The sequence below is a fragment of the Actinacidiphila sp. bgisy145 genome, from assembly GCF_057708125.1.
In genome coordinates this window covers 277,763-289,099 of the sequence record NZ_JBYIRL010000002.1, presented here as the reverse complement: position 1 = coordinate 289,099, position 11,337 = coordinate 277,763, and the positions used below count along the sequence as shown (strand labels likewise).

Below are 11,337 nucleotides of genomic sequence, written 5' to 3'. Positions count from 1 at the left end.
CCCCCTCGCCCATCCCGGGTGAGGGGGCCGACGGTCTGCACACACACGAGTGGAGCCTAGGAGATTCGAACTCCTGACATCTGCCTTGCAAAGGCAGCGCTCTACCAACTGAGCTAAGGCCCCGTGTGGCAGACAGCGTACCGGGTGGAGGGGGGCGAGCCGAAACGGGTTGTGGGCGGGATGGGGGGACACACCCTCGCGCCCGGGTGGGCGGCCCTGGCAGAGTCTGGTCCGACGGGATCGAGGTCGGTGAAGAGGGCGGACGGCAGGCGATGGGCGAGGTCTTCGCGGGTCGGTACGAGCTGGTGGACCCGATCGGACGCGGCGGGGTCGGAGCGGTATGGCGGGCGTGGGACCGCCGCAGGCGGCGCTACGTGGCGGCGAAGCTGCTCCAGCAGAGCGACGCCCACGCGCTGCTGCGCTTCGTCCGGGAACAAGCGCTGCGGATCGACCACCCGCACGTGCTGGCCCCGGCGAGCTGGGCCGCGGACGACGACAAGGTGCTGTTCACCATGGACCTGGTGTGCGGCGGTTCGCTGTCGCACCTGGTCGCGGAGTACGGCCCGCTGCCGCCGCGCCTGGTCTGCGTGCTGCTCGACCAGCTGCTCGCCGGGCTGAGCGCGGTGCACGCCGAGGGCGTCATCCACCGGGACATCAAGCCCGCCAACGTCCTGCTGGAGGCGACCGGCACCCGCCCCCCGCACGTACGGCTGTCGGACTTCGGGATCGCGATGCGCAAGGGCGACGCCCGGCTCACCGAGGCCAACTACGTGGTCGGCACGCCCGGCTACTTCGCCCCGGAGCAACTGCTCGGCGCCGAGCCGGACTTCGCGGCGGACCTGTACGCGACCGGGCTCGTCGCGCTCTACCTGCTCGGCGGGCGCAAACCCGACGCCCAGGCGGTTCAGGACCGGTTCCTGGAGATGGGCATGCCCCCGGCGCCGCTGGGCGTGCCGGGCCCGCTGTGGCAGGTGGTCGGCACCCTGCTCCAGCCGGACCCGTACGCGCGGTTCCGTACGGCGACGGGCGCGCGCAAGGCGCTGGCGGCCGCGTCGGAGCTGCTGCCGGAGGACGGGTCCGGCGAGGAACCGGTGGAGATCTTCGACCTGATCGGCCCGCTGCCCGCGGGGTTCGGCCCGGACGGGCCGACCGCGGACCGGGCGGTCACCGCGCCGGCGCCCGCCGGTGCGGCCGTCCCGCCGTCCACTCCCGTCCCGCCGCCACCGGCGCTGCCGCCGGACCAGGACCGCTCGAGCCAGGGGCACCCGGCCGGATACGGTGCGGCGCCCCTGCCGGGCTACCCCGCCCGCCCCACGACGGCCCCCACGCCCATGCCTCCCGCCCCGCCCGCGGCTCCCCCCACGCCACCCGCCACCCCGGTGCCGCCCCCGCAGATGCCCGTCGAGGCCCCTGTGGAGCCCCTGCCCGCCCCGCAGCCGCCCGGCGGGCGCCGCCAGCCCCGCCACGCCGCCCCGACCGCTCACGCGGCCGTGGAGGCCGTCCCGCTGCCCGCGCCCGCCGCTCCGCCGGAGCCCCCGACGCACCCGCCCACCCGCCTGAACCACCCCGCACCGCCGGAACCCTTCCCGGCCCCCGCGACCGCGGCCCCGACTCCGACCCCGCCCCCGGCCCCCGCGACCGCCTCCACCGCGCCGGGCACCACCACCGGCACCGCGGACACCGCCGACACCGCCTCCGCCGCCCTCCCGGCCCGCCGCGCCAAACCCGGCCCCCCGGCGAAGGTCGCGGTGCCGATGCTGGTCCTCGCCCTGCTCTGCTTCGCGATCGGCGTCGTGGCCCTGATGGCCTCCTGAGGCTCAGCCCCTGGCCGGCCGCCGCCGCGCCGCCCCGAACCAGACCGCCAGGACGAGCAGCAGCAGCGTGCCGAGCCCGAACGCCCCGTACGCGACCATGCGCAGCCCCGGGACCGCGGGCGCCCCGCCGGCCGTGCCGGCGGCCGACGGCGCGGTGCCGTCGGCCGAGGCCGCCGCGCGGGCGTCGACGCCGATCCCGGCCGCGCCCGGGTCCCCGGCGTACGGGGGACCGGCCTGCGCCGTACCGGAGACCTGGACGCGCAGTGTGACCGGCACCGCCCCGCTGACCTGCTTGGCCACGTCCGGGTGCACCGTGACCGCGACGTAGTACCACCCCGCGTACCGCACTCGCTGGACCGTGTCGTCGTCCGAGGAGCGGTTCGCGTAGGACACCGTCGGCACCTGCGTGTCGAGCGAGGTCTGCGCGCCGGAGTAGGAGCCGTCGTCGCCGTCGACGTACTGCCGGACCGGGCTGAAGGAGGTCAGCCGGACCCCGGTGTTGACGAAGTTGAGAGAGCTGCCGATCAACGGCGCGCTGGAGAAGTCCGCGAAGACGGTGGCCTGTTGGCCCCAGTCGACCGCCACCTTGTAGAAGCGCGTCTCGCCGGGCAGCACCTGGTCCTTCCAGATGCCGGTCCGCAGCGCGGCCGCGGTCTCGAACGAAGTGCCGCCGCTCGCCGGCTTCGTCGTGCCGGTGGTGAGCGGGGTCGGGGAGGCGGTGGCGGTCACGTCGGGCGGTGCGGACTGCCGGTCGGCGCCCGCCTTGAGCGGCGGTTCCAGGACGTAGCGCAGCTCCAGCGGCCAGGCCGCCTGGTCCGAGCCCGCCTCGGAGGTGCGGTGCACCTGGAGCGTGTACCGGTCGGCGACCTCGCAGGAGCCGTAACCGCCGCTGGCCACGCGCTGCACCGCGGTGCCGACCGGGCGGGCGTCGCCGTCGTCGTCGAAGTGCGCCTCGCGGCTGTCGCACTGCGTCCCGTCGGTGCTGGTGAACTTCAGCTCGATGCCGTCGTTGTAGGCCACCTTCACGCCGGTCGGCGGCAGGGCGAACGCCGAGGCGTAGGCGGAGGAGACCGCGTCCAGGGGGATGGTGTACATCCGCGTCTGGCCGGGCTTGATCGTGTCCTGGTAGGTGGTGCCCGCCTTCAGCACGGGTGCGTCGGCCGTGGTGGCGGCTCCGGTGAGCACGCGGCCCTGCGGCTGCCAGGTGGCCGGGGCGGTCGGCGTGGCCGGGGCGGTGGCGGTGGCACCGGAGGGGGTGGAGGACGCCGAGGACGAGGAGATGTCCGGCGACGTGGTCGTCCCGCCGTCCGCGACCGCCGGGGTCGCCGCGGCGGCCAGCACCACTAAGGCCGCGGCCACGCCGAACGTCGTGCGCTTCATCCCCTGCTCCCGTCCCCTCCGACCGGGGAACCGACCGGGACCGATCGGAGCCGATCAGAGTGCGATGCGCGGCACCGTAGCTGCACCGGCACCGTATCGGAACGGGCGGGAACGGCGAAGGCCCCGGCCGCGCTGTGCGACCGGGGCCCGAAGACCGCCCTCGCGCCTCTCGGCGCGCTGCTCACGGCATCTCACACGTCTGAGCCGGAACCACCCGGGACCGTGTCAGTGGCTTCCGTCCACAGGTCCTGCTCGGCGCGATCCGCCTGGATCTGCCGGTACACGAACAGCCCGGCGACGGCGGCCAGGGCGATCAGGAGAATCTTCTTCATCGCCTGACCCTCCTCCTTCTTGCGTGAGACGAGCTTCTGACCCGCCCGACTATACACAGCGGCCGATACCGAATGGTTACCTGGCATCGAAAACGGGTAGGGCGTCGCGCCACCGCCGAGGCCGGGCCCGACACCCCGCCGGGGAACGACAAAGGCGGCCCGGTCCCTCAGGGACCGAACCGCCTGTCTGCGAGTGGGGCTACCAGGACTTGAACCTGGGGCCTCTTCCTTATCAGGGAAGCGCTCTAACCGTCTGAGCTATAGCCCCGCGCTGCACGGAAAGATTAGCGCACCAGGGGCCGAGCCCCAAAATCGGTTACTCGTCCTCGGCCAGGGTGAGCTCCACGCCGCCCACGAAGTTCGAGGAGAGGTTGTAGATGAAGGCCCCCAGAGTGGCCAGCGCGGTGGCGAGCACCACGTCGATGACCGCGATCACCGTGGTGAACAGCAGCACCCGGGACAGCGACAGGAAGCTCACCAGGTCGAAGCCGCCCTTGCCGCCCTCGGTGGAGGTCGCGTCGCTGATGGTGGAGCCCACGGCGCTGAACACGCCGATGGTGTCGAGCACCATCCACAGCACGGCCACCGCGACGATCGTGCAGATGCCCAGCGCGATCGACAGCAGGAAGCTGACCTTCATCACCGACCACGGGTCGGCCTTGGACACCCGCAGCCGCGCCTTGCGGGTACGCGGCGCCGTACGGGCCGCGGGCCGCGGTCTGCGCACCCCGGCGGCCGCGGCGGACGTCCCGGTGCCACCGGGCGCGTCCGAGGGCCGGGGCGGCGGGTACGCGGCCGGCGGCTGGTGCGGCGACTGACGGGTGTCGGTCACGGTGTATCCCCCCTCCTGCGGACCGCTGCGGTCCGCAGCGCCGGCCGGGCCGGTGCTCCCGGCCGAGCCATGGGCACCGCCCGTGCGGCCGGCGCCATGGGCGCCACCCGTCCTACCGGACCCGCCCGCGGCGCCCATGGCTCCACTCACGGCTTACTCCTCTGCTTCACCGGCCGCGGGGGTCTGACCCGGGGCCGCAGTGTCATGCCCTGTCGTGCTCGTGTCGTCCGCCGCGGCCGCCTGCGCCACCACGCCGTCCTGCTCACCGGACTCCGCGCCTTCCGGCGCCACGCCGTCGGACTCCACGCCGTCCGGATCATCCTCCGCTTCGGCGTTGCGCGCGATACCTACCACCGCGTCCCGCTTGCCGAGGTTGATGAGCTGGACGCCCATGGTGTCACGACCGGTCTCCCTGACCTCGTTGACCCGCGTCCGGATCACGCCACCGCTGAGCGTGATGGCAAGGATCTCATCGGTCTCCTCGACCACCAGCGCACCGACCAGCGAGCCCCGGTCCTCGACGATCTTCGCCGCCTTGATCCCGAGCCCGCCACGCCCCTGCACGCGGTACTCGTCGACCCGCGTGCGCTTGGCGTAGCCGCCGTCTGTGGCGGTGAAGACGAACGTACCGGGCCGCACCACGTTCATGGAGAGGAGTTCGTCACCCGCGCGGAAACTCATCCCCTTCACCCCCGAGGTGGCCCGGCCCATCGGCCGCAGCGCCTCGTCGGTCGCGGTGAAGCGGATGCACTGCGCCTTGCGGCTGACCAGCAACAAGTCGTCCTCGGCGGAGACCAGCTCGGCGCCGATCAGCTCGTCGGACTCGACCGCGGCGCCCTCCTCGGCGGCCCCGGCGTCCCGCAGGTTGATCGCGATCACACCGCCGGAGCGCGGGGAGTCGTAGTCCTTCAGCGCGGTCTTCTTCACCAGGCCGGACTTGGTGGCGAGCACCAGGTACGGCGCCGCTTCGTAGTCCTTGATGGCCAGGATCTGGGCGATCCGCTCGTCCGGCTGGAAGGCCAGCAGGTTCGCCACGTGCTGGCCTCGGGCGTCCCGTCCGGCGTCCGGAAGCTCGTACGCCTTGGCGCGATAGACGCGTCCCTTGTTCGTGAAGAACAGCAGCCATTGGTGCGTGGTTGTGACAAAGAAGTGGTCGACGATGTCGTCCTGCTTCAGCTTGGTGCCCCGCACGCCCTTGCCGCCGCGCTTCTGCGAGCGGTAGTCCTCGGTCTTGGTGCGCTTGACATAGCCGCCGCGGGTGATCGTGACGACGATGTCCTCCTCGGCGATCAGGTCCTCGATGGACATGTCGCCGTCGAAGGGCACCAGCTTGCTGCGCCGGTCGTCGCCGAACTTGTCGACGATGGCCTGGAGTTCCTCGCTGATGATCTGCCGCTGCAACTCGGGCGAGGCGAGGATCGCGTTGTACTCGTTGATCTTCGCCTGGAGCTCGTCGTGCTCGGCGATGATCTTCTGCCGCTCCAGGGCGGCCAGCCGCCGCAGCTGCATCTCCAGGATCGCGTTCGCCTGGATCTCGTCGATCTCCAGCAGGCCCATCAGGCCCTCGCGCGCGGTCTCGACGGTGTCGCTGCGCCGGATCAGCGCGATGACCTCGTCGATCGCGTCGAGCGCCTTGAGCAGGCCGCGCAGGATGTGGGCGCGCTCCTCGGCCTTGCGCAGCCGGAACCGGGTACGCCGGATGATGACCTCGACCTGGTGGTTCACCCAGTTGCGGATGAACGCATCCAGCGAGAGCGTGCGCGGCACCCCGTCGACCAGCGCGAGCATGTTGGCGCCGAAGTTCGACTGGAGGTCGGTGTGCTTGTAGAGGTTGTTGAGCACCACCTTGGCGACGGCGTCGCGCTTGAGCACGATCACCAGCCGCTGGCCGGTGCGCGAGGAGGTCTCGTCGCGGACGTCCGCGATCCCGCCGATCCGGCCGTCCTTCACCAGGTCGGCGATCTTCTGCGCGAGGTTGTCCGGGTTGGTCTGGTACGGCAGCTCGGTGACGACCAGGCACTGCCGGTTCTGGATCTCCTCGACCTCGACGACCGCGCGCATGGTGATCGAGCCGCGCCCGGTGCGGTACGCGTCCTCGATGCCGCGGCGGCCGACCACCAGGGCGCCGGTCGGGAAGTCCGGGCCCTTGATCCGCTCGATCAGCGCGTCGAGCAGCTCCTCGGACGTCGCGTCCGGGTTGGCCAGGAACCACTGGGCGCCGTCGGCGACCTCCCGCAGGTTGTGCGGCGGGATGTTGGTGGCCATGCCGACCGCGATCCCGGCCGAGCCGTTGATCAGCAGGTTCGGGAAGCGGGACGGCAGGACCGTCGGCTCCTGGTTGCGGCCGTCGTAGTTGTCCGTGAAGTCGACGGTCTCCTCGTCGATGTCCCGGACCATCTCCATGGCCAGCGGCGCCATCTTGCACTCGGTGTACCGCATGGCGGCGGCCGGGTCGTTGCCCGGCGAGCCGAAGTTGCCGTTGGAGTCCACCAGCGGCATCCGCATCGACCACGGCTGCGCCAGCCGGACCAGCGCGTCGTAGATCGAGGAGTCGCCGTGCGGGTGGTACGTACCCATGACGTCACCGACGACGCGGGCGCACTTGTAGAAGCCCTTCTCCGGCCGGTAGCCGCCGTCGTACATCGCGTACAGCACCCGGCGGTGCACGGGCTTCAGGCCGTCGCGCACGTCCGGCAGGGCGCGCGAGACGATGACGGACATCGCGTAGTCGAGGTAGCTGCGCTGCATCTCCGTCTCGAGCCCGACGGGCTCGATGCGCAGCCCCCCGGACTCGTTGCGCTCGTCCATCTCGGACGCGGGGAGATCGGGCACGGGAGGGGTGTTGGGGGTCTCGTCGGCCATCGCTGTCTGATAGTCCTTTCACACGGCCGGAAGTCGGGGCCGACTCAGATGTCCAGGAACCGGACGTCCTTGGCGTTGCGCTGGATGAAGGTGCGGCGCGCCTCCACGTCCTCGCCCATGAGCACGGAGAACAGGTCGTCGGCCTGCGCCGCGTCGTCCAGCGTGACCTTGCCGAGCACACGGTGGTCGATGTCCATGGTGGTGACCCGCAGCTCCTCGGCGTTCATCTCGCCGAGGCCCTTGAAGCGCTGGATCGAGTCCTCGCGGATGCGCTTGCCGCTCTGCTTGCCCAGCTCCACCAGCGCGTCGCGCTCGCGGTCGGAGTAGGCGTACTCCCAGTCGTCGCGGCCCCACTTCACCTTGAACAGCGGCGGGCGGGACAGGTACACGTGTCCGGCCTCCACCAGCGGGCGCATGAACCGGAAGAGGAAGGTCAGCAGCAGCGTGTTGATGTGCTGGCCGTCGACGTCGGCGTCCGCCATCAGGATGATCTTGTGATAGCGCAGCTTGTCGATGTCGAAGTCCTCGTGCACACCGGTGCCGAAGGCCGAGATCAGCGCCTGGATCTCCTGGTTCTGCAGGATCTTGTCGATCCTGGCCTTCTCCACGTTGAGGATCTTGCCGCGGATCGGGAGGATCGCCTGGTACTGCGGGTTGCGGCCGGACTTCGCCGAGCCGCCGGCGGAGTCACCCTCGACGATGAAGATCTCGCACTTCGTCGGGTCGTTCGACTGGCAGTCGCTCAGCTTGCCCGGCAGCGACGCGGACTCCAGCAGGCCCTTGCGGCGGGTGAGGTCCCGCGCCTTGCGGGCCGCGACCCGGGCGGTGGCCGCCTGGATCGACTTGCGGATGATGTCCGTGGCCTCGTTGGGGTTGCGGTCCAGCCAGTCGGTGAGGTGCTCGTGCACGACCTTCTGCACGTACGTCTTCGCCTCGGTGTTGCCGAGCTTGGTCTTCGTCTGGCCCTCGAACTGCGGCTCGCCGAGCTTGACCGAGATGATCGCGGTCAGGCCCTCGCGGATGTCCTCGCCGGTGAGGTTGTCGTCCTTCTCCCGCAGCAGCTTCTTCTCCCGCGCGTAGCGGTTGACCAGGCCGGTCAGGGCCGCGCGGAAGCCCTCCTCGTGGGTGCCGCCCTCATGGGTGTGGATCGTGTTCGCGAAGCTGTAGACACCCTCGCTGTACTGGGTGTTCCACTGCATGGCGACCTCGACCGACAGCAGCCGCTCCTTGTCCTCCGCCTCGATGTCGATCACCGTGGGGTGGACCATCTCGCCCTTGCGCGAGTTGAGGTACCGCACGTAGTCGACGATGCCGCCCTCGTAGTAGTACGAGGCAAAGAGCGGCTTGCCCTCCTCGTCCACGTGGTCGGGGCGCTCGTCGGTCAGCGCGATCCGCAGGCCCTTGTTGAGGAACGCCATCTCCTGCAGCCGCCGGGAGAGCGTCTCGAAGGAGTACTCGGTGGTCTCGAAGATGTCCGGGTCGGCCCAGAAGGTGACCGAGGTGCCGGTCTCCTCGGTGGCCTCGCGCTTGGCCAGCGGCGCCGTCGGCACGCCCAGCTTGTAGTCCTGCGTCCAGCGGTACCCGTCGGTGCGGACCTCGACGGCGACGCGCGTCGACAGCGCGTTGACCACCGAGACGCCGACGCCGTGCAGACCGCCGGAGACCGCGTAGCCGCCGCCGCCGAACTTGCCGCCGGCGTGCAGCACGGTCAGCACGACCTCGACGGCCGGCTTGCCCTCCGAGGGGATGATGCCGACCGGGATGCCGCGCCCGTTGTCCACCACGCGCACGCCGCCGTCGGCGAGGATCGTGACGTCGATGGTGTCGGCAAAGCCGGCCATCGCCTCGTCGACCGAGTTGTCCACGACCTCTTGCACGAGGTGGTGCAGGCCCCGCTCACCGGTCGAGCCGATGTACATACCGGGGCGCTTGCGCACCGCCTCGAGTCCCTCCAGCACGGTGATCGCACTGGCGTCGTAGGACTTGTTGGAGTTCTCGTTGGGGTTGCCGGAATCGGCCACGAAGCGCCCTTTCTGGCACAGCACGAGCCGGGTCCCACCGCGGTGGGATCGGCTGCGATGTTCTGACTGTGGTTCGACGGTTCCGCTGGGGTACCCCTGCCGGACTCGCCGGACTGCCAGGGGAGGGCGGTCTCGTACCAGTCTACCGGTAGCGCCGACATGAGTGGGGCTTTGCCGGTACCTGAGTTCCCATGTGCCGACCGAACCCCGCCTCGGCCGACTCCCTACACGCGGCCCCGGTGCCGAAACCGCTCACGAGGGCGTCCAGGGCTTCCGGCTGTCAACCTCCCACTACGCTCAGCAGGGGCATCCGTGCGCCTGCGCGCTCACCCGTACGTGTCACCCGGACCACGGCTGCCGGGCGCGCGCAGCCTGCCGTACGACCGGCTCGGACCGGCCGGTGCCAGCACCTTGATCATCCGCACCGTGCCCTGCCCGAGATCGGCGTTGAGCCGCGCCACCAGCGTCGGCGCGAGCAGCCGCAACTGGGTCGCCCACGCCGTCGAGTCGCACTGCACGGTCAGCACCCGCTCGTCCTCGTCGTACCGCTCCGGCGCGCAGTGCAGCGCCACCTCCGGCCCGACCAGCTGCGGCCAGCGGCCCATCACCCCGCCGACCGCGGCCGGCGCCTCCCAGCCGCGCTCGGTGATCAGCCGGTTGATCGCCGCGCCCAGCGGCAGCGGGTCGCGGCCGTCCGCCCGGGCACCGCTGCGCAGCCCGCCCCGGCGGGCCTGCTTCTTCTGCACCGCCGCCGCGCCCCTGGCCCGCGCCTGCTCCTTCGCCGCCCGCAGCGCCACCCGGGCGAGGTCCACCCCCGAGGCGCCGCCTGCCGCCGGCTGTTCCCCTCCGCCCGGCGCCGCGCCCTCCTGCCGGGGTACGGCTCCGGCGCCGTCCTCCTGCCGGGCCCGTGCCCGCTCGCCCTCGCTCATGCCCGCTGCACCGTTCCGTTCTGCACCGCGAAGCGCGTGCCCGCCAGCACGCCCGGCACGTCGTCGTCGACCGCGGCCGTCACCAGCACCTGCTCGCCGGGCGCGACGAGTTCGGCCAGCCGCTCCCGGCGCCGGGTGTCCAGCTCGGCGAACACGTCGTCCAGCACCAGCACCGGCTCCCGCCCGTCGGAGCAGAGCAGTTCGTACGACGCCAGCCGCAGCGCGAGCGCGTACGACCACGACTCGCCGTGGCTGGCGTAGCCCTTCGCCGGGAGCGGGCCGAGCTTGAGCACCAGGTCGTCGCGGTGCGGTCCGACCAGGGTCACACCGCGCTCGATCTCCTGCTTGCGGGCCTCGCCGAGCGCCTCCAGCAGCCGCCCGTACAGGTCCTCGCGGCCGGTCGCGCCGACCATCCTCTCGTCGCCGATCGAGCCGCGGTACTCCAGCCCGACCGGGCCGCCGCCGGGCGCGAGCTGCTCGTACGCCTTGTCGGCCAGCGGCTGGAGCGCGGCGACCAGGTCGAGCCGCTGGGCGAGCAGTTCGGCGCCGGCGCGGGCCAGGTGCTGGTCCCACACGTCCAGGGTGGACAGGTCGGCGCCGCCGGTCCGGCCCGCGCTGCCCGCGGCCGCCCGGCTGCCGTGCCGGCGGGCCAGCGCGGCGGACTTCAGCAGGGTGTTGCGCTGCTTGAGCACCCGCTCGTAGTCGGAGCGGACCCCGGCCAGCCGGGGGGCGCGGGCGGTGACCAGTTCATCGAGGAAGCGCCGCCGCTCGCCGGGGTCGCCCTTGACCAGCGCCAGGTCCTCCGGGGCGAACAGCACGCTGCGCAGGATGCCCAGCACGTCCCGCGGCCGGACCTGCGAGGAGCGGTTGATCCGGGCCCGGTTGGCGCGGCCCGGGTTGATCTCCAGTTCGACCAGCTGCTGCCGGTCGCCCTGCACCACCTGGGCGCGGACCACCGAGCGCTCCGCGCCGAGCCGTACCAGGGGCGCGTCAGCGGCGACCCGGTGGCTGCCGAGGGTGGCCAGGTAGCCGACCGCCTCGACCAGATTGGTCTTGCCCTGCCCGTTGGGCCCGACGAAGACCGTGACGCCCGGGTCGAGAGGGACCTCGGCCCGGGCGTAGGAGCGGAAGTCGGCGAGCGAAAGGTGCGCTACGTGCATCTCGTGC

At 71.9% G+C, this 11,337-nt stretch carries 8 protein-coding genes and 2 tRNA genes; 1 reads left to right on the top strand and 9 read right to left on the bottom strand.

What is annotated here, in order from left to right; genetic code table 11:
- Window positions 1-50: 50 nt before the first annotated feature.
- Window positions 51-123 (bottom strand) — tRNA-Ala (locus AC3ERT_RS03005).
- Between the two features lie 149 nt (window positions 124-272).
- Here AC3ERT_RS03005 and AC3ERT_RS03000 point away from each other — a divergent pair.
- Window positions 273-1,814 (top strand): serine/threonine-protein kinase, encoded by a 1,542-nt coding sequence (locus AC3ERT_RS03000; RefSeq protein ID WP_435172628.1) that lies wholly within the window; start codon window positions 273-275, stop codon window positions 1,812-1,814.
- 3 nt (window positions 1,815-1,817) lie between these two features.
- On the opposite strand, the gene AC3ERT_RS02995 is transcribed toward AC3ERT_RS03000, so the two are convergent.
- The 8 genes from AC3ERT_RS02995 to recF all read right to left on the bottom strand — a co-directional run bounded on the left by AC3ERT_RS02995 (window position 1,818) and on the right by recF (window position 11,330).
- A complete protein-coding gene (locus AC3ERT_RS02995) occupies window positions 1,818-3,194 on the bottom strand; it encodes a hypothetical protein (protein ID WP_435172492.1) in 1,377 nt (458 codons plus the stop codon).
- Between the two features lie 191 nt (window positions 3,195-3,385).
- Window positions 3,386-3,526, bottom strand: a complete 141-nt coding sequence (locus tag AC3ERT_RS02990; protein WP_335971832.1) for a DLW-39 family protein — start codon at window positions 3,524-3,526, stop codon at window positions 3,386-3,388.
- A gap of 194 nt (window positions 3,527-3,720) precedes the next feature.
- A tRNA-Ile gene (locus AC3ERT_RS02985) sits at window positions 3,721-3,794 on the bottom strand.
- Between the two features lie 48 nt (window positions 3,795-3,842).
- Entirely contained in the window at window positions 3,843-4,496 is a 654-nt protein-coding gene (locus AC3ERT_RS02980; protein WP_435137195.1) for a DUF3566 domain-containing protein, read from the bottom strand.
- A gap of 15 nt (window positions 4,497-4,511) precedes the next feature.
- Complete coding sequence (gene gyrA, locus AC3ERT_RS02975) at window positions 4,512-7,220, bottom strand: DNA gyrase subunit A (protein WP_435172490.1); 2,709 nt, start codon at window positions 7,218-7,220, stop codon at window positions 4,512-4,514.
- 44 nt (window positions 7,221-7,264) lie between these two features.
- The gene (gene gyrB / locus AC3ERT_RS02970) at window positions 7,265-9,265 is read right to left on the bottom strand and encodes a DNA topoisomerase (ATP-hydrolyzing) subunit B (RefSeq protein ID WP_335971827.1); all 2,001 of its coding nucleotides are present in this window, start codon (window positions 9,263-9,265) and stop codon (window positions 7,265-7,267) included.
- Between the two features lie 302 nt (window positions 9,266-9,567).
- On the bottom strand, window positions 9,568-10,170 hold the full coding sequence (locus AC3ERT_RS02965) for a DciA family protein (RefSeq protein ID WP_435172488.1): 603 nt from the start codon (window positions 10,168-10,170) through the stop codon (window positions 9,568-9,570).
- Window positions 10,167-11,330, bottom strand: a complete 1,164-nt coding sequence (gene recF / locus AC3ERT_RS02960) for a DNA replication/repair protein RecF (RefSeq protein ID WP_435172486.1) — start codon at window positions 11,328-11,330, stop codon at window positions 10,167-10,169. Before recF ends, AC3ERT_RS02965 begins: the two co-directional genes overlap by 4 nt.
- Window positions 11,331-11,337 lie beyond the last annotated feature (7 nt).